Origin of the sequence: Veillonella sp. 3310 (assembly GCF_003999875.1) — a bacterium.
Taxonomy (GTDB): Bacteria; Bacillota; Negativicutes; order Veillonellales; family Veillonellaceae; genus F0422.
The window spans coordinates 22389-41956 of record NZ_RQVJ01000007.1; the positions used below are offsets into that span (position 1 = coordinate 22389).

The window sequence follows — 19568 nt, forward strand, 5'->3', positions numbered from 1 at the left end:
GTACTTAATTAATCTATCTTTAATATTAGCACATTTACTATTACTTTTCTACCTTTATAGGCATTTACTTGGGCAATTTCCTCTTGCCCTCTCCCTATCTCTCAGAGGATAACAAAACAGCGACCAAACGCATTAGTGTTTAGTCGCTGTCCATCTACGCATCCCACAATATCTTGTGACCTACGCATACATATATTATTCTTCTACTGTTTCTTCCTCTTCTACTTTCACCGCTTCTGGTTTCATAAGAGGGAATAACAACACATCACGAATAGATGCAGAGTCTGTTAAGAACATTACGAGACGGTCGATACCGATACCCAAACCTGCAGTTGGTGGTAAACCGTATTCCAAGGCCGTTACGAAATCTTCATCCATACGATGGGCTTCATCATCACCGGCTTCACGTTCTTTTAATTGATTTTCAAAACGTTGTTTTTGATCGATTGGATCATTTAACTCGGAATAGCCATTTGCTAATTCACGACCATAAATGAAGATTTCAAATCGTTCTGTAGTCAATGGTTTCTCACGATTTTGTTTTGCCAATGGAGAAATTTCAACTGGATGTCCATATACTACAGTTGGTTGCATCAAGTTTTCTTCTACATATTCTTCAAAACATAAATTCATAATTTTACCAATACCATCGGCTTCACCATATTCTACATTTAAGCGATCTGCAATCGCACGTGCTTCGCTCAATGTTTCAATAGCATCAAAATCTTCCCCAGTGTATTGTTTAATACCTTCTTGCATAGTGATACGATTCCACGGTGGAGTCAAATCAATATCCATGCCTTGGTAGTTAATTTTTGTCGTACCTAGTACTTCTTGAGCACAGTAAGATACCACACCTTCTGTTAAAGCAATAGCATCTTCAAAGTTACCATAGGCTTGGTAGGATTCCATCATAGTAAATTCTGGATTATGACGGATAGATACACCTTCATTACGGAAAGAACGGTTAATTTCATACACACGCTCTAAACCACCAACGATTAAACGTTTTAAGTATAATTCAGGGGAAATACGCATATAGATATCAATGTCTAAGGCATTGTGATGCGTAATAAATGGGCGTGCCGCCGCACCACCTGGGATAGCATGCATCATAGGAGTTTCTACTTCCATGAATTGCTTGCTGTTTAAATACTCTCTAATTTTTGCTACGATTTTCGTACGTTTTACAAATGTATCACGAACACTTGGATTTACAATTAAATCCACATAGCGTTGACGATAGCGAAGTTCTGTATCTTTTAAACCATGCCATTTCTCTGGTAATGGACGAAGGGATTTAGACAATAAAGTCAATTTATTAACTTTAACAGTAATTTCACCTTTTTGTGTTTTAAACACATGGCCCTCGATACCTACAATATCACCCATATCAAGCATTTTTACATATTTGTAATCTTCTTCTCCCATCACATCTTTACGGAAGTATACTTGAATATCGCCAGATAAATCGCGCAAATTAGCGAAGGCTGTTTTACCATGAGAACGAATTGTCATCAATCGACCAGCAATCACAACTGGTTGACCATCAAAATCACGGAACTCATCCTTAATTTGGAGTGCCTTATGTTGAACAACAAATCGTTGTCCAAATGGATAGATATTATCCTCTTCATATTGCGCCAACTTTTCGCGGCGTACCAACATTTGATCGTTTAAATCCAATTGTTCCGGCACATGTTTTTCTTCGCTCATGAGGGGCCTCCTTATACTTCTTTACCCTTATTGAATGCTTAATATTTTAAAACTCACCATACCATCTGGTGTGTTCACTTCTACTTTGTCACCTTTCGCTTTTCCTAAAATCGCTACGCCCACAGGGGATTCGTTAGAAATACGATTATTGAAAGGATCCGCTTCAGAAGAACCTACGATAGTATATTCTAATTCTTCATTAAACTCTTCGTCCAACAAAGTCACTTTACTACCTACCGTTACTGTATCACCTGTTACATTTTCATCGATGATTTTAGCCGTATTAATTTTATTTTCCAACTCGATGATATGACCTTCGATGAAAGCTTGCTCGTTTTTCGCATCATCATATTCAGAGTTTTCTGAAATATCACCATAAGAAATAGCAATTTTAATACGTTCAGCCACTTCGATACGACGTACAGATTTATAATGATTTAATTCTTCTTCTAGCTTCTTCAACCCTTCGGCTGTAAGTAAGGTTTCTTTTACCTCTGCCATGTATGTCTCTCCGTTTCTATTCCTCATATACAGAAAACAGTGCCACACGACACTGCCTCCCTTATGAAAAAGTTACTTAAATTTCTTATTAACAATAGCTATAATTATACTGACTTCTCTTATAAATGTCAATCTGAAAGCCTATCTTAGCAAGACACACATGAGATCTGATACTATTTTTTATAAACACTTTCATAGATAGCTAAGGCATCCTCCGCTGTTAGATTGCTGTATGCAGTCGGATAGCGGACGCAACTATTCGCAATATGTGGTAAGGATTCTTTCGGAATACCTACTTCTTCCAAGGTAGATGGAGCCCCTATTTCTTTGAAGTATGTTTCTAAAGCTTCAATACCTGCTAAGGCATAGTCTGCATCACTCAACGTACCTTGTTCAATGTCCCACACTTCCTTAGCAAACCGCATCAACCGTGCTGTAGCCTTAGGCAAAATCCAACGCAAATACGCTGGATGCATAATCGCTAAGCCTGCCCCATGAGGAATATCATAAAAAGCTGATAGAGCATGTTCTAAGGCATGGGTCATCCAGTCTTGATTTTTTCCTAATCCTAAGGAACGATTCAAGGCTAAGGTAGCACCCCACATAATATTAGAACGTGCTTCGTAGTCTTCTAAGTTTTCCATAGATTTTCGACCATTGCGCACTATATTTTTAAAGATTCCCTCAATGGCAGAATCCGTCACATTATCATCATCTGGTGTAGACACATATTGTTCCAATAGATGAGACAACATATCTACGATACCATAAGCAACTTGTTCTCTCGGTAATGTATAGGTATAGGTAGGGTCTAACATAGAAAATTGAGGGAATAATACAGGTCCATAAGCACTTAATTTTTTCTGTGTTTCCCAGTCTGTAATCACACCACCATTATTCATTTCGCTACCAGTGGCTGCCATGGTTAAGACCACCCCAAATGGCAATGCTTCCGTTACAGGTTGATGGTCTAAAAAGAAGGTTTGCCAAAAATCAACCGCATCTGCTAACTTAGCTCCGCCTGCAATGAATTTAGTGCAATCAATCACAGATCCACCACCCACAGCTAAGATAAAGTCAATGTTATGCTCTTTGCATAAAGCAATACCTTCCCGTACTTTCGTAGTCCGTGGATTTGACATAATACCACTTAGCTCAAACACTTCTTTACCCGCTTGTTCTAAGGCTTCTTTTACCGCGTGATAAATGCCATTCTTTTTAATACTACCTCCACCATAGGTGAGTAGTACTCGGGTTCCATAGTTGCTTAATTCAGCAACTAATGATTCTTTCACGCAATCTTTACCGAATACAATTTTGGTTGGATTATAATAAGTAAATGATTTCATTAGCCTCTTATCTCCTTGCTAGTAGATACGCCTACCGATGATAAAATGAATAGGCAATTGTTCTTTCATAGACAGTATCTGCTTTGGTCTTGCTTTCACCATTCATATTGATATCATTCGGCACAAATTGTGGCTCAATGGCAATCCCTGCATGACTGCCATAATGACGATCTCGACCATCCTCGTTTAACCAATTTCCTGTATATACCTGAAAATGTGGCGCATCCGTATGGAATACTGCTGTCACATCCTTACCTTGTAACACCGCAAAAGGCACAACAGAATCTACTGCATTACTTCCTTCTACCGGAGCCGTTAGAAAATCATGGTCATATCCTTTATATTGGCTCAAGGCATCAGCATAATAGTCCAATGCTTTTTGTAGATCCATGCCTTTTCTAAAATCAAACGGTGTTCCTTCTACAGATGCTGGTTCAAGCTGAGGAATTTGATGGTCTCCAAATGGCATATACTGATGAGATCCTAATTCTAATACATGGTTCGATAAGTCACCTTCTCCATGTAAATTAAAGTATACATGATTCGTCAAATTGACAAAGGAATCTTCTGAAGTTGTGTAAACATACGTTACTACTAGCGTCTGTTCTACCAATCTAAATACCGCCTCTACATAGACCTCCCCTGGAAATCCATCTTCAGCAGATGTAATGGAATGAGATAGATGTACCACTGTATCAGAACAACTCTCCTCCACTACATCCCATAAACGATGCCCTATATTTCCTTTACCACTATGTAATAAATTGGGTCCATTATTTGCTTCTAGCTGGTGAACTGTTCCATTCCACGTATAGGCTGCATTGGCAATACGATTTGCCACACGACCCACGGTAGCACCTAGCTGTCCATGCTTTGTTTCATAGTCCTGCACAGAATCATAGCCCAATGCTAAATGGCGTTGCAACACTTTGTCATAGACAGCGACAATGGTGGCACCATAATTACTAATTTGTACTCGCAGTGCGTCATTTTCTATTGTATATACATGAGCCTCTTGGCCTGTTTGTAAGTGTCCAAAAGATTCTACTTTCATCATAACTCCTAACCTCCGATACGCCACATAGGACGTTCCACTTTTTCAATGGAATTTCCATCATGACTCGCGTATCGACCTTGTAATGCCTCTTCAATGCAATGCAATATAGTTTTTGGTGTACCGCCATTTTGTATAAGTCCACGCAAGTCTAAATCTTCATCACGCAACAAACATAAGCGTAGCGATCCATCTGCAGTGAAACGAATGCGATTGCAAGAAGAACAATATTGATTGGACAAAGGAAAAATAAAGCCAATTCGTTGTCCATCTGGCAATTGGAAGTATTGAGCTGGTCCAAATCCCAATCGGTCTGTGACTGGAGTTAACTCAGATCCCACAATGCGTTCAATCTGCTCCTTCCACTCTCCAAAGGTTGGCACATGACTTTGTTTCCCTTGGAATGGCATATATTCAATAAATCGCCAGACCACATCCCACTCTTTTCCATAATGCAACAAGGTTTCCACTTCTTTGTCAGAAAATGGCGCTTGCACTACAGTATTGATTTTTATATTTTGAAAGCCTGCAGTTTTTGCAGCTTCTATACCACGAAGCACGCCAGCTAATTGTCCATTGCGACCTACAGCTTTGGCAAATCCTTCTTCTTCCACAGAGTCTAAACTAATATTTAATCGCTGTACCCCTGCTGTAAATAAACGTTGTGCCTGAGTTTCTAATAGACTACCATTGGTAGTCATAGAAATATCGGAAAACCATTGGCTCTCTTGTATACGCTCTAACAACTCATATAGATATGGATACAATAATGGTTCTCCCCCAGTTAAGCGCAAAGCTTTGACGCCTCCTAAGTGCAATGCCTCTAACAAAGGCAACCAAAAGCTTGGCGGCAACACAGGCGCCATAGCTTCTGTAATCTCCTGAGGCCGACAATAGGCACAACAAAAATTACACGCTTCCGTTAAGGAGATACGTGCATACTCAATGACACGCCCTTGGCTATCACGCATTGACTGGCTCCTCAACAATACGCACTGCATCACCTACTTGAATCTTTCCGCCTTCTAAAACACGTCCAAAAATCCCTTGCGTAGGCATAATGCAACTTCCTACTTGTTGCATAATTTCACAACCTTGATGACACTCTTTGCCGATTTGTGTAACCTCTACGATAGTCTTACCTAAGGCTAATTTAGTACCCACTGGCAATTGGAATAAAGTCAAGCCTTCTACAGTAATATTTTCTGCAAAATCACCAGGGTTCACATCAGCACCGCTTTTACGCATTAATTCGATACTTTCAATACCAAGCAAGCTCAATTGACGATGCCATGGGCCTGCATGAGCATCTCCTTCAATACCATGATTTACTACTAACTCCGCTTCAGGGATGTTTGTTTTCTTTTGTCCTTTTGCTCTGCTAATTGAAATAGCAATAATTTTTGCGTCCATTATATCTCCTTAGATTATTATATTTAAAATTACCTATATAGTTCCTATTATATCACGTTTACACAGTAAATCTATAATAAAAAGCACGTCATCTTGAAACACAATAAATGCATTTCTTTAGAGACGTGCTCATTCTTTCATCAATGTTTACAGATGAAAGCAATTATTCTTTTGTATCTGTATGACCTAGTCCGTTAAAGACCATGTTTAACACGACAGCTAAGATGCTGCCAAAGGTAATGCCACTTTCAAAAATAATTTTTGCAGCAGGTGGAAAATTATGATAAAACTGAGGGGCTCCGATAGGAATCATAGCCACACCAATGCTTAAAGCCACAATCACTAAGTTATGATTATCCTCATACTCAACCTTTCCTAAGGAACGGATACCACTAGCAATAATCATACCAAACATAGCGATCCCTGCACCACCCAATACAGGACTCGGAATGGATGCTACTACAGCAGCCAATTTAGGGAACAATCCTAACACCATCAAGATTACACCAGATGTAGCCACCACGAAACGGCTTTTCACATTCGTTACTGCAATCAAACCAATGTTTTGTGCAAATGCCGTATAAGGAAAACTATTTAAAAAACCTCCAATACAAGTAGACAATCCATCCGCTTGTAAACAAGAGCTCAATGTTTTCTTGTCCACTTTTTTATCCACAATTTCACCTATAGCAATGGCATCTCCCGTGGTCTCTACCATACAGACAGACATGACCACAAGCATAGCGATGATAGAACTCACATCAAAGGTAGGTATACCAAACGCTAATGGTGTCACAATACCAAACCAATCTGATTGGCCAACTTCTGTAAAGTTGACAACGCCTAAGAAATAGGCGATGATAGTCCCCCCCAATAATCCGATGAGAACAGATAAATTGCTGAGAAAACCTTTTGCAAATCGATTGACTAATACTACAATGAGTAATGTTAATCCTGCTAACCATAGATTCGTGGAGCTAGCATAGTTCGGATCTTCCGGAGATACGCCGGCAATCCACATGATGGCTACAGGCATCAAGCTAATACCGATAATAGTAACTATCGTCCCCGTTACTACAGGCGGAAATAATCGAATGAGACGACTAAAATAAGGAGCAATCAAAAAGGTAAATAATCCTGCCACAATGATGGCACCATATACAGCTGGTAAACCATGCTCTGTTCCGATAATAATCATAGGTGCTACTGATGCAAAGGTAACGCCTTGAATCATAGGAATACGTGCACCTACTGGTCCTATTCCTAAGGTTTGAATCAATGTGGCAATACCACAAGCAAATAGATCCGCATTAATGAGGCGTATTAAATCCTGTGTTGATAATCCCAATGCATTTGCCAAAATAATAGGCACAGCTACTGCACCTGCATACATAGCCAATACGTGTTGTAATCCATAGGAAAACAACTTAGATAGGGGTAACATTTCGTCAACAGGGTGGACCTGTTTAGCGAGCTCACTCATGTCATCTCTCCATTCATTTTTACATTATTAAGAAGTTGTACTAATTACAACACCATTACATTAAACCATAACTTATATAATTTGTCAAAAAATTAGCCTACTCTATGACGAGTAGGCTAAGGCTTATTTTCCTTTGTATTCTTGGACGGAAGGGTTATGATCTTTCATAGCTTGCTCTAGCCCAAAGATGACCATTTCGTTCATATATGTACGCAATTCATCATTGTGCACTTTCTCTGCATGACGCGCCAAAATACCTAAGAACTCTTCCTTGTAAGCATCTACTTCATTGGCTGATACATAACGATGACTATTTAAATAGTTTTGATAATCTGCGTATAAGCTATTTAACACTTTTCTTCCATAGCTATCTTTTTTCCAACGATGGCTTTCAATGTAAAAGTTTTTCCGCACATTCATATAATACAATGCATTAATGACGTCCAATTGCCCTGCAGAGATAACTTGATGCGTTTGCAATTCATATAATTGTTTACTATGATCTTGCCCATAGTTAGCAAAGGTATCCACCACTTGCTTTACTTCCCAATTGGGACTCTCCACTGTAATCTTAGCTTGTATTTCTGAAATAACTTGTAAGCCTTCTTGCTCTGGTAACATTAACGGATCTTGTGCCGCATACGCCGTTTGACCTAAGGCTATCACACCAATAATAGCAGCGCCTAGTATCCAATGTTTACTTTGTGTTTTCATACAAAACTCCTTTCAACCATTGATGTAACTCCATGTATTTTGATTATCTCTTATTATACCGATTTTGTATTGTTTATTCAATGTGCAATTGTATATAGAAAGCATCTTTTAAACGTCCTTTGCTTCTTGACTTTTAATTCCCTATCTATTACCATAGAGTTAACTGTGATAATATATATCATTATCAAGTCTTTGCAACGGAGGTGTCCATGAAATATTTTGAATTAGAACCACTGCCTTATTCTGACCGCGCCTTAGAGCCAATCATCGACAGAGAAATACTCACGTCTTTGTATACTAATGTATACAGCCATGCCATATCTCAACTTAATGAACTAGTAGAAGAATTTACGGACCTTCGTTTCGGCCATATTGATTGTCTACTAGGTGGTCTAAGCCATGTACCACAAGAAATTCGTGAAGACATTCAGATTTATGGTGGTACCTATAAGAATCTAACCTTATTTTTGCACACCTTGACAAGCCCGAATACAAGTACTATCGACGGACCAGTCAAAGATGCTATCAATCGATGCTTTGGTTCCTTGGAAACATTCCAAAAGAAGTTTACTGACGAGGCTCTCGCTCATATTGGTAATGGATGGACTTGGCTTGTCATCAACCCAGATAATACCCTTTCCATTACTTCCACCAAAGAACAAGATAATCCAATTATGGATATGCAAACTGCAATATTAGGTATCAATCTATGGGAGTATATGTATTCCCATTCCAGCCGTGAAGAATATATTAACAACTTCTTCACCATTGTGAACTGGAAGATTGTAAATCATATCTATGAAGAAACATTAAAAAATCCAAATCGCTTTGGACATGAATAAAACAAACAAAAGCTGTCATCACGTCGCCGTGGATGACAGCTTTTTTCTATTCTTCGGGTACCGTGCCCACATGAACTGCTACAATGCCACCTGTAAGTTTAAAATACTTAGCATCTTGTAGTCCCACATCTTTAAAAATTTGAAGAACACCTTCTTGCCCTACATAACGGCGCAAGGATTCTGGGAGCCACGCATAGGATGATTGATCACGACTCAATTTACCCAACACAGGCAAAATCTTTTCAAAATATAAATAATAGGCTTGTTTAAATCCAAACATAGTTGGCTTTGCTAATTCCAAAGTAACCACTTTGCCACCTGGTTTAACAACACGCTTCATTTCTCGAATCGTTTGTTCAATGCTTGGCACATTGCGCAAGGCAAAACCAGATACAGCTCCATCAAAAGAATTGCTTTCATAAGGTAAATCCATCGCATCCCCTTGGGTTAAGGTCACACGATCTGTATACCCTTCTTTCTCTAACCGATTCTGTCCAACTGCAAGCATCTCAGGACTAAAGTCAAGTCCCTCTACATGTAAGGACGGAATTTCTTGTAATGCAGTTTTTGTTAACATACAGGTACCACATGCAATATCAACCAATCGCATACCTTCTGTCAATTCTAATTGCTCGATAGCAAATCTACGCCACCGCGCATCTTGGTTAAAGCTCAATAAGGTATTCATCATATCGTAATGTTTCGCAATATGAGAAAATACATCTTGCACATAGGCTTTTTTATCTTCATGTGTTTTAAATTCCACAATATACCTCCAGTTAATTATATCGCTATTCATTATACACGAATGGCTAAGGATATTCCATAATTTGTGATTTTTTTCTCTTGCCAAAAGAATCTATTCCGTTTATAATGTGCTTATGTCTTTTATGAGTAGATATTTGTACTCGATTTTAAGTATTTATAAGTATAAGGAGTTTTCTATGAGGGCATTATTTCAATTTATCAATAAATTTAGCCTTATCCAGCAGATCTGCATAGGCCTCTTAATCGGTACCGGTATTGCCGTATGGTCACCAGAAAATGCTGTGAAGTTATCTTTATTAGGTACCATCTTCGTAGGTGCATTAAAAGGTGTAGCACCGGTGTTAGTATTTTTCTTGGTCATCGCAGCAGTTAGCCGCCATCGTTCTGGTCAAAAAACAGGCATGCGTTCCATCATCGTCTTGTATTTAATCGGTACATTTGCATCCGCAGCTATCGCTGTAGTAGGCAGTTTCTTATTCCCAACTACCTTGTTATTATCCGCATCTCCAGCCGATACAGCACCTCCTAACGGTATCACCGCAGTACTTTCTACCTTATTAACAAATATCGTAGAAAATCCTGTGAAAGCCATCTTAGGTGGTAACTACATCGGTATTCTTGGTTGGGCTTTATTATTTGGTTTCGCCCTTCGCCATGCAGCAAATGAAACAAAAGATGTGATGTCTTCTATCTCTGATGCAATCACACTAGCTGTACAATGGATCATCAAATTTGCTCCCCTTGGTATCATGGGTTTAGTGGCTCAATCCATCGGCGAAAATGGATTAGGTGCTTTACTCACTTACGGTAAATTATTATTAGTATTATTAGGCTGCATGTTTGCCGTAGCACTCATCATCAACCCATTAATCGTAGCTATCGTAATGAAACGCAATCCATATCCATTGGTATTCCGTTGTCTTCGTGAATCTGGTGTGACAGCCTTCTTCACTCGTAGTTCCGCTGCGAACATTCCAGTAAACATGGATTTAGCAAAACGCTTAGGTATTACACCTGATACGTATTCCATTTCCATTCCACTGGGCGCTACTATCAACATGGGCGGTGCAGCCATCACGATCACTGTAATGGCATTAGCTGCTGTATCTACATTGGGTATCCACGTAGACTTAGCCACTGCTATCTTGCTTAGCATTATTGCTACTATCTCCGCTTGCGGTGCCTCTGGTGTGGCTGGTGGTTCCCTATTATTAATCCCACTTGCTTGTTCCTTATTTGGTATTTCCAATGACGTAGCTATGCAAGTAGTAGGTGTTGGTTTCATCATCGGTGTAATCCAAGACTCTACGGAAACAGCATTGAACTCTTCTACAGATATCTTATTTACAGCTGCTGTAGATTATGCACGCAATGGCTATCCAGCAGACAAAGTATAAGAGAACAATTCATACATAGCGTTTGAAAGGTCTACTTGTTCTTTGGTATGGGACGCCCAATAGAATATACAATACATATAGCTTATAAAAGTAAGCACTACAAAGGACTGGCACAATCTGTACCAGTCCTTTTAGTATCCCTTGTATACTATTTTGGCTCTTTCCTAAGTTTTGAAGACAGCAATTAATCTGCTCAGTTTCTTTTATATAAGAACTGTAATAACATATAAATATACTGGTTTTATAATATATTTAGGGACACCAATAAGCAATAGAAAAATAAGAGGCAAGTTGACATCCATTGTTCATCTTGCCTCTTATATTTTATATATTTATAGTTCCTAGATTTTGTCTACTTATCATTATACACCAGTATAGCCGTGCACTACATTCGGTTTCACGACAAATGTCGGCAGTACCGCTTCCACTAACTGACTCAATTTCTGTGAAAGTTCCTCTTTTGTATATTTCACACTATGCGGTACTTGTACATCAAAGCCTATCTTTCTATTCTCCACATCGATGCGGATATCATACAAAGAGAAACTATCATCGTAGGCTTGGATAACTGATACTAACCGTTGTTGTAAGGCCACAGTTTGCTCATTCACGACGATTGGGTCCATGTGGATTGTGAGCTTTAACTGCAATTCTTTTAAAGCTTGTCGTTCTACACGGTCAACCATAGTATGAATGGTCATCGCATCTTGCTTGGCATCTACTTCCACGTGAATGGAGGCGTACTCATGCCCTGGACCATAGTCATGAATCATTAAGTCATGAGTGCCTAAGATACCGGGCTTAGATTCTACAAAACTAATAATCTCTTGCACACGCTCTGCTGTAGGTTCAAATCCCAATAAACGGTCTGTCGCTTCTTTCAGCACCTCAAAACCAGCTTTTGCAATGATCAATGCTACAATTAATCCCAAATACCCGTCAACACTCAATTGGAATATGCCACCTAACAATAAGCCAATAGCAATTGCTGCGGTAGCCCATACATCAGATAAAGCTTCTTTCCCATTGGCACGCAAGATAGGGGAATCAATGCGATTACCAATGGAACGCAAGAAGAAGGATAACCAAATCTTTAAAGCCATAGCGCCTAACATAACAGCTAGTGCAGACATGGAAAACTCCACTACCTCTGGGTTCATAATGTGTTCTACCGCTTCAATGCCTAATTGAGCAGCTACGACAAAGAGTAATATAGAAAAACCAATGGATAACAAATACTCCATTCGACCATGTCCATATGGATGTTCTGCATCTGCTTTACGTCCAGATAATTTAAAACTCAAAAAGGATACTAATGATCCTCCTGCATCTGCTACATTATGGATGGCATCACTAATCATGGCAATGGAGCCGATAAGAAAACCGATGACTAATTCGCCTAAACAAACTAACACATTTACCATAATACCTGTTATGCTTGCCATAATACCATATTGTTGGCGTACACTAGTATCTTTTACTTCATCTTTGTTCTTAACAAATAAACGGATTAAAACTTCTGTCATACATACTTCCTTCCTTTCTTTATTCTGTACTACTTATGATAAAGGTATATAACACAAGTATTGTATTACTCTGTGTAGCAAACCTTTTATTCTCAATTACTTTCTCATTATATACTTTTATTTTTCTTTTATCAACTATATTTTTAATTGAGAACGATAGTTTTCAAAATTATCATACCCTAAGTGTTACAGGAATAGCTCATTCCATTTTCATAGGATATAGGATCATATTGTAAACTAATCATCCACATTAGCATTGCCACGAAGTAGTTTTACAAGTATCCTTAGTAGCCTCCTTTATACTACTAGGGTACGATTATATACTTTACTATCTGTCATAGAACTAAAAAACTGTAGTGATAGCCTCCCCATCACTACAGTTTTTAAATTTATATATTATTAATGGATTACCATTTATGTTCGTAGAACACTTGTGTCCACATAGAAACCTCTGACAATGTTGGATGTGGAGCCATCGCCTCACCAATGGAGATAACCGATTGTGGATCCAAATACCGTGTCAATCCTTGTGCACGTAGTTCTTTTGTTGTGCTAGAACCGATGTCTTCATGAACCGGCACTAATTTCACTTCACCACTATTCATTAAATGTACATATGGTTGGAACAAAATCGATGCTTGTGGTCCCACGATATGAGCCCCTAATAGACGATTTGTAGCTTTATCAACTACCACTTTGATGAATCCATCGTGTACATCACCTTTATCAATGCCTAGGGCCATGCCTTTGGCGGAGTTAGAATAATGGTTGATACCAACTCCTACATCATAACCGGCTTCTTTTGCTTCCGCTTCTGTCATACCAATACGACCGACTTCTGGATAGGTGAAAGTCACCATAGGAATCAAATCATAACGAGCCCAACGATAGTCTGTTGGAGACGTAGCACGATATAAGTTATGAGAGATAATATCCCCTTCATAGTTAGCGCGATGACGGAAAGCTGCATTACCATTTACATCACCTAAAGCATACACACCTTCTACCGATGTTTCTAAGAATTCATTGGTTTTAATCCAACCGCCTGGTAATTGTTCAATGTGCGTATTTTCTAAGTGCAAATCTTCTACGGACGGAGCAATACCAGTAGCCACCAAAATTTCATCTACACGGATTTCAGATACTTCCCCAGTAGTACGGTTTTTCACAGTGATCACTTTATCACTATTGTCTACTCGCACATTATCGCATACAGTATCTGTTAATACGTTTACGCCGATGGCTTTCATTTCTTCTAAAATATGAGCAGAAATCGCTTCATCTTCTTTTGGCAACAAACGCACATTACGTTGAATCAATGTCACTTCTGTACCCGCTGCAGCAAACACGCCAGCAAATTCTGTACCAATAGGACCACCACCAAATACAGCTAGTCGTTTATATGGTACTTTTGGATATTCATTGCCAAATAATTTCTCACTCGTAATATATCCCGCTTCTTCTAAGCCATCTACATGGTTCACTTTAGAATGACCGCCTGTACCAATGATAATCGTAGGTGCTGTAATTTCTTCTGTTTTTGTACCATCTTGTAATGTTACATATAACACTTTATCGCTTACAAAAGTCGCCGCTCCATGGTATACATCAGCATTATCAAAGCTTTCATAAAACTCTTTAACCCCTTTGCTTTTATTGATAGCTTTCCAAACCCGTTCACTCACTACATCCCAGTTAAGAGTCGGTGTGGCAGTTTCTACACCAATTTTTTTCCAACCATGGCTTTCATGTACCACATCCGCTGCAGTAACCATTACTTTTGTTGGAATACAGCCACGTGTTAAACAAGTGCCACCAAAGCCTGTTTTTTCAATAACAGCTACACGTTTGCCTGCTTTTAATGCTGCATCAGCTACTAAACTGGCACCACCAGTACCAATTACGATTACATCATATTGTTTCATTTACGTCATCCTTTCTAAACCAATGGATAATCTTTATTCTTTGTATATAGTATATCATACATCGACTATTTTAGATATGAGAATTTTTACTATTTTCCACTGGCAATAGAATCTAACAATTCAATATACGTTTCTTTTATTAAAGGAGCTTCAAAGTTTTCTAAAATTTCTTCCGCAACCTGTGCCTCATCATATAATAAATCAACAATAGTCATGGCTAAGGCTTGAGCCGTTTTAATATAGGCTACATCTGGTACGGTAATATTATATTCCGCACTATGGAGCACCCCTTCAATACATCCCACCCAAGGGTGGATAACAGGCATTAAATGGGATACATCGCCCATGTCAGTACTTGCTGTCATATGCACCCGTTGACGTACATTGTCTGTACCAAATAGCGGTTCTGAGTTAGACCGCAATAAACTGTTCATATCTGGATTATCACGCATCGGTAAATAGCCCGGTAGATCATGAATCACACAAGTAGCCCCCACTGCATCTCCGCCAGCTTTCAAGGCACGATTGACACGTTGATTCCCATCCACAATAGCTTGTACATTAGAAGCACGCACATAGCTTTCAACTTGCACATAATCTGGTACACAGTTGACCAAGGTTCCCCCTTGATTAATGATAGGATGGAAACGGAAATAATCGCTCTCTTTGAAAGTCTCACGAATAGCATGGACTCCCATCACCCCCATCAAAGCTGCATTTAATGCATTAATCCCTTCATGAGGAGATGCCGCTGCATGGGCAATTTTACCATGGTATTCAATCAGTTTTGCCACAAATCCATTGGAGGTACTACCTAAATTCATTTCTCCAGTCGGTGTGTCCGCTGTTTCCACATGCATTTGCATCGCCATATGGATATCATCAAAAGCTCCTTCATAAATCAGCTGTTGCTTACCGCCTAAATATTTAATCATTCCTTTTTCACGCAATGTATTGCGATAATCTACTTCGATCATCTCTTCTGCTGGGACCGCAAATAAAACTACATCCCCACCGAGAGATTCCATAACACCTTCTGCTTGTAAGCCCATAGCCACTGCAAATAGATTGGCAATTTGCACATTATGACCACAACAATGGGCTGCCCCTGTTAAAGGATCTGCCTTTGGATGTCGATGACATACAATGGCATCCAGTTCACCAATCATGGCTACTGTTTTTTTAGATTTGCCGCCTTGCAGACGTCCTTTCACACCTGTAATGGCATGCCCCGTTGTAAAAGGAATCCCTAATTCCGTAAACATATCTTGTACTTTTTGAGATGTCTTATGTTCTTTATATCCCAATTCTGGTTCATCCATAATGGCACTCGCCAACATACGCAAGCGATCTTGCCCTGCTACAATGGCATCGCATACACGTTGTTTCACTTCTTCTTTCGTTAACATAGTCTGTCTCCTTTTACATTGTATGAAAATACCTTCACTAAAAGGTATCTATATATGACTCTTACATCCTATTGTATCATGAAAACAAAGAGAGAGTTGATAAGAATTCATCAACTCTCTTTCATTAGGTTCAGCTATAACCTATATCATTGTATTTAAATTACACCTTGCATATGCAATACAAAATGTGCTACTGCTGAAGCACATACAAATGTACCAGCTGTTACCGCTAACGCTACTGGAATGATTCTCCAAGATAGACGACGGAATGCTCCCAAGTCTTTTCCTAGGGAAAGACCTGCGTAAGCCAATACAGGTGTAGTAGTGGCTAAGAATGTTACTTCTTTTGTTTGTGCAATAATCCATGCTTGTCCTGGCATGACTGGCAAGGAGGCAATGACACCTACTAAAGATACCCAGAATACCATAGGGAAACGGTTTGCTAATGGCAAATAAGAAATAATAGCACCAATAATAGCTAAGCCTGCAATAACAAACACACCTACAAGGCTTGGGCCCAATAGATGCTTACCATCAATGATGTTCCCCACGGCAGTCATAATCGCTGCAATGCATATGACAATGACAAATTGCGTAATTTTTTCACTCATAGTCATCTTATTGTCCCTCCTCTGCTAAATCTTGTTCACGTGTGCGGCCTGTAAAGAAATTATATGTTTTTTCCATCACCGGTAAGGATACGAAAATACCAAAATACACACCTAATACGGTAGTCAACAAATTAGCTGCCCCTGCTAAGGCTGCAATTTGAGCTTCATACTCTGGATACACCGCAATAATAGGAGCTGTAGAAGCAGCCATCATACTAGCGCTACCTACACCTGCCCCCATAGCCAATGCCAATGGATGGAACCAGCCCATTTGAGCAAAGAATCCTGCTAGTACAGAGGCCCACATAGCGCCAATCAATACACCACAGATATACATACCCATCACGCCACGACCCTCAGGAGAACTAAAGCCAAATTTATCGATGATAATCGCCACATTAGGTTCCCGGTCTACGGAGTAACATGCACCTACTGCTTCACGGCGCATTCCTACTAGTAATGCCACTGGTAAGCCGAATAAAATAGTACCAAAGAAATGACCTAACTCTTGTAACATAAGAGCTAATCCAGCTGTAGATAAGATTTCTAAGTTAGGGCCAATCCCTAATCCTACTTTAACCATTAAGAGCATCACTGCAATCCCAAGATAATCCGCTGATTTTTCCATGGTTTCCACTGTTAAAATTTTGAATGATGGAATGGATACAAATAAACCCATAATCAACGCGTAAAGAAGCGGTAAGAATACCACAGCTCCAAATCGTTGGATTCCAATCATTTCTGCAATGATGGTAATCACAAGAGCCAATGCATGTAATTTCCAGTTTTGTAATACTTGCATACAATACCTCCTATACTAATAACTATAACTATTTCTTTATTATAGTAAAGTTTAACGTGCACGGTCAATCTGTGAGTGATTCCGAATTAGCAATCAGGTTGCAAAAATAAAATAAGAGGTGAATAGATATATCTATCCACCCCTTATGATTAAGAGCTAGTATATTGGTGTATCATATGCCGTATATTGGCTTATGCATTTACTAAAGCTTTTCCTAATGCTTCACATTGTTCTTTACCAGAATCATCAGGTTCACCCATTACTGGTAATTTGTCAACTACAACGCCATTAGCGCCTTCTACGCGGCCAGCCCAGTCATCTAACCAAGAGCCACCCCAACCGTAGGAGCCGAACAATACTACTTTTTTGCCTGCCAATTTAGGTTCTAATGCTTCATAGAATGGTGCAAATTCGCCGTCTTCTAATTCTTCAGCACCCATGTCAGCACAGCCTAATGCTAATTTTTCATAGCCAGCTGCTTCATCAGCAGTGATTTCAGAAACGGATTTTACTACCACTTCTTGACCAGCATCAGCGATGCCTTTACCTACAGCTTCTGCCATTGCAGCTGTGTTACCTGTTCCAGACCAATAAATTACAGCGATCATAATGTTACCTCCTAGCATGCCGTTACGGCAACCAAAGACTCTAAAGATTTTCCTTTATTCAACTGTGCGTGACAGTAGTCACGGCACATTCGAAAACAATGAAATGCGTGCATAGCTGACGCTTGATTTCCATATACTTTCCAGTCACCACAGACTTTATAGCCTGCTCCTCGGAATTGAATAAACGCTTTTACATCTTCTAATGGATATCCTAAAAATACACCGATTTCATGAGGAAACACATCGCTCATTTCAATACGCTCACGCAAATGTAATAACCAATCTGCCAATGTTTCATAGGATTCATATCCATAATGATGTAAAAATGCTAGCACCTCAGGTTGTCTCAAATAGTCCTCAAGCATACGTTCACGAAATACGAGTAATAATTTTCGTTTTTCACAATGGCACAGTTCATAAAAGAACAGTCCTTTTTGATTAAATTTATCATTATACTCATTTGTTTTTTCTACCATCTTAGCCCCTAAATGCTGAGGTAAAGCAACAAGATTTGCCACTTTAATTCCTCGAATCGCGGGCGCACAATGGTAACCGATAATCTGCTCGATGGATTCCATTTGTTGTACCTGCCTTTTTACTTATTTTGGGGAGAACACTTGCTCTCACAGCAAATAGATAATCCGGATATATATCATCTCGAAAGATGAATCAAAATAATGAAAATTATTTCTATTATTATAATACAAACAATCCTATCATCTGTCAATAAGCATGAGAAGTTTTTTCATTTAAAAACAAAAGTTGCATTCTCTAAGATATCACTATTTCAACGTCCTCTAGACCTATAGTCACTCTTAAAGTTTGCAACTTTTGTTTATAATAAATAATTTAGTTGTTTTCTCAGCATTTCATCTTTCACATGGGTCATGACATATCGTAACCGTGGTGCCCCTGTTCCATCTGTGAAGAATGCAATCTGCAGATACATAGGGTATTCCACTTGTTTGAACCATGTATTCACAATGATTTCACCTATGTATACATTCTTTTTTACTTCTCGAAATGGTACAACCAGCTTGAATAGTTCTGGATGCTCCTTTACATAGGCTTCATAGTCCTGAACCATAGATATCGCGTATTTTGATCCAACCGATGTTACTGTAGGAAACCAAGATTCTCTCTGTGGACCAAACCCATAGAGCAAAGCTCCTTCTCCATAGCGGGCATAATAGTAATTATTCCCTCGCTTATCCAGTATCTGATACGATGTACTCATATCAATGCCAATTTCACGTAACCCCTCTTCTAACGGTTTTCCTACCCCAGAAGAAAGGATACTATTGCTTGAGCTTTCTTGCACCAACATGGTGGACGGCCATTTGATAGACGCCTTATCCGCTGCTTCTACACTAGTCATCATACTAGTCATAAACCAAGCAAAAACTATCGCCCATGAAAGATATGTTATATTTCTACTCATGGTATTCGC

At 39.2% G+C, this 19568-nt stretch carries 19 protein-coding genes; 2 read left to right on the forward strand and 17 right to left on the reverse strand.

What is annotated here, in order from left to right:
* Nucleotides 1-195: 195 nt before the first annotated feature.
* The 8 genes from lysS to EO127_RS07960 form a co-directional block, all read right to left on the reverse strand.
* Complete coding sequence (lysS, locus tag EO127_RS07925) at nucleotides 196-1716, reverse strand: lysine--tRNA ligase (protein WP_062401429.1); 1521 nt, start codon at nucleotides 1714-1716, stop codon at nucleotides 196-198.
* Nucleotides 1717-1743: 27 nt separating this feature from the next.
* Nucleotides 1744-2217 carry a transcription elongation factor GreA gene (gene greA / locus EO127_RS07930; RefSeq protein WP_127069396.1) on the reverse strand — a complete coding sequence of 158 codons (474 nt, stop codon included), beginning with the start codon at nucleotides 2215-2217 and terminating at the stop codon, nucleotides 1744-1746.
* Between the two features lie 173 nt (nucleotides 2218-2390).
* Nucleotides 2391-3566 (reverse strand): iron-containing alcohol dehydrogenase, encoded by a 1176-nt coding sequence (locus tag EO127_RS07935; RefSeq protein ID WP_127448847.1) that lies wholly within the window; start codon nucleotides 3564-3566, stop codon nucleotides 2391-2393.
* 31 nt (nucleotides 3567-3597) lie between these two features.
* Complete coding sequence (locus EO127_RS07940) at nucleotides 3598-4623, reverse strand: aldose epimerase family protein (RefSeq protein ID WP_127448848.1); 1026 nt, start codon at nucleotides 4621-4623, stop codon at nucleotides 3598-3600.
* Between the two features lie 5 nt (nucleotides 4624-4628).
* Nucleotides 4629-5591, reverse strand: a complete 963-nt coding sequence (locus EO127_RS07945; protein ID WP_127448849.1) for a GTP 3',8-cyclase MoaA — start codon at nucleotides 5589-5591, stop codon at nucleotides 4629-4631.
* The gene (locus EO127_RS07950) at nucleotides 5584-6036 is read right to left on the reverse strand and encodes an MOSC domain-containing protein (RefSeq protein WP_038144922.1); all 453 of its coding nucleotides are present in this window, start codon (nucleotides 6034-6036) and stop codon (nucleotides 5584-5586) included. Before EO127_RS07950 ends, EO127_RS07945 begins: the two co-directional genes overlap by 8 nt.
* 160 nt (nucleotides 6037-6196) lie before the next feature.
* Entirely contained in the window at nucleotides 6197-7516 is a 1320-nt protein-coding gene (locus EO127_RS07955) for a nucleobase:cation symporter-2 family protein (RefSeq protein WP_127448850.1), read from the reverse strand.
* Nucleotides 7517-7639: 123 nt separating this feature from the next.
* Nucleotides 7640-8230 (reverse strand): hypothetical protein, encoded by a 591-nt coding sequence (locus EO127_RS07960; protein ID WP_127448851.1) that lies wholly within the window; start codon nucleotides 8228-8230, stop codon nucleotides 7640-7642.
* A 209-nt stretch (nucleotides 8231-8439) separates the two neighbouring features.
* Here EO127_RS07960 and EO127_RS07965 point away from each other — a divergent pair, with 209 nt between their 5' ends.
* Nucleotides 8440-9072, forward strand: coding sequence for a superoxide dismutase (locus EO127_RS07965; protein WP_127448852.1), 633 nt, complete (start codon nucleotides 8440-8442; stop codon nucleotides 9070-9072).
* Nucleotides 9073-9118: 46 nt separating this feature from the next.
* Here EO127_RS07965 and EO127_RS07970 read toward each other — a convergent pair whose 3' ends face one another.
* Nucleotides 9119-9838 (reverse strand): class I SAM-dependent methyltransferase, encoded by a 720-nt coding sequence (locus tag EO127_RS07970; RefSeq protein WP_240646052.1) that lies wholly within the window; start codon nucleotides 9836-9838, stop codon nucleotides 9119-9121.
* A gap of 178 nt (nucleotides 9839-10016) precedes the next feature.
* Between EO127_RS07970 and sstT the strand changes: the two genes are divergently transcribed.
* Nucleotides 10017-11237: a serine/threonine transporter SstT gene (gene sstT, locus EO127_RS07975; protein ID WP_127448854.1), complete on the forward strand. Its 1221-nt coding sequence runs from the start codon at nucleotides 10017-10019 to the stop codon at nucleotides 11235-11237.
* A gap of 362 nt (nucleotides 11238-11599) precedes the next feature.
* On the opposite strand, the gene EO127_RS07980 is transcribed toward sstT, so the two are convergent.
* From EO127_RS07980 to EO127_RS08015, 8 genes are all read right to left on the reverse strand, one after another.
* Nucleotides 11600-12763: a cation diffusion facilitator family transporter gene (locus EO127_RS07980; RefSeq protein WP_240646054.1), complete on the reverse strand. Its 1164-nt coding sequence runs from the start codon at nucleotides 12761-12763 to the stop codon at nucleotides 11600-11602.
* Between the two features lie 407 nt (nucleotides 12764-13170).
* The gene (locus EO127_RS07985; RefSeq protein ID WP_127448855.1) at nucleotides 13171-14688 is read right to left on the reverse strand and encodes an NAD(P)/FAD-dependent oxidoreductase; all 1518 of its coding nucleotides are present in this window, start codon (nucleotides 14686-14688) and stop codon (nucleotides 13171-13173) included.
* An 89-nt stretch (nucleotides 14689-14777) separates the two neighbouring features.
* The gene (locus EO127_RS07990) at nucleotides 14778-16097 is read right to left on the reverse strand and encodes an amidohydrolase (protein ID WP_127448856.1); all 1320 of its coding nucleotides are present in this window, start codon (nucleotides 16095-16097) and stop codon (nucleotides 14778-14780) included.
* 155 nt (nucleotides 16098-16252) lie between these two features.
* Entirely contained in the window at nucleotides 16253-16714 is a 462-nt protein-coding gene (locus tag EO127_RS07995; protein ID WP_127068234.1) for a hypothetical protein, read from the reverse strand.
* Between the two features lies 1 nt (nucleotide 16715).
* Complete coding sequence (locus EO127_RS08000) at nucleotides 16716-17510, reverse strand: DUF3100 domain-containing protein (protein WP_009353070.1); 795 nt, start codon at nucleotides 17508-17510, stop codon at nucleotides 16716-16718.
* Between the two features lie 191 nt (nucleotides 17511-17701).
* Nucleotides 17702-18118 (reverse strand): flavodoxin domain-containing protein, encoded by a 417-nt coding sequence (locus tag EO127_RS08005; RefSeq protein ID WP_127068235.1) that lies wholly within the window; start codon nucleotides 18116-18118, stop codon nucleotides 17702-17704.
* Between the two features lie 11 nt (nucleotides 18119-18129).
* The gene (locus EO127_RS08010; protein WP_127448857.1) at nucleotides 18130-18696 is read right to left on the reverse strand and encodes a DUF3793 family protein; all 567 of its coding nucleotides are present in this window, start codon (nucleotides 18694-18696) and stop codon (nucleotides 18130-18132) included.
* 257 nt (nucleotides 18697-18953) lie between these two features.
* Nucleotides 18954-19559: a hypothetical protein gene (locus EO127_RS08015; protein WP_164742324.1), complete on the reverse strand. Its 606-nt coding sequence runs from the start codon at nucleotides 19557-19559 to the stop codon at nucleotides 18954-18956.
* Nucleotides 19560-19568 lie beyond the last annotated feature (9 nt).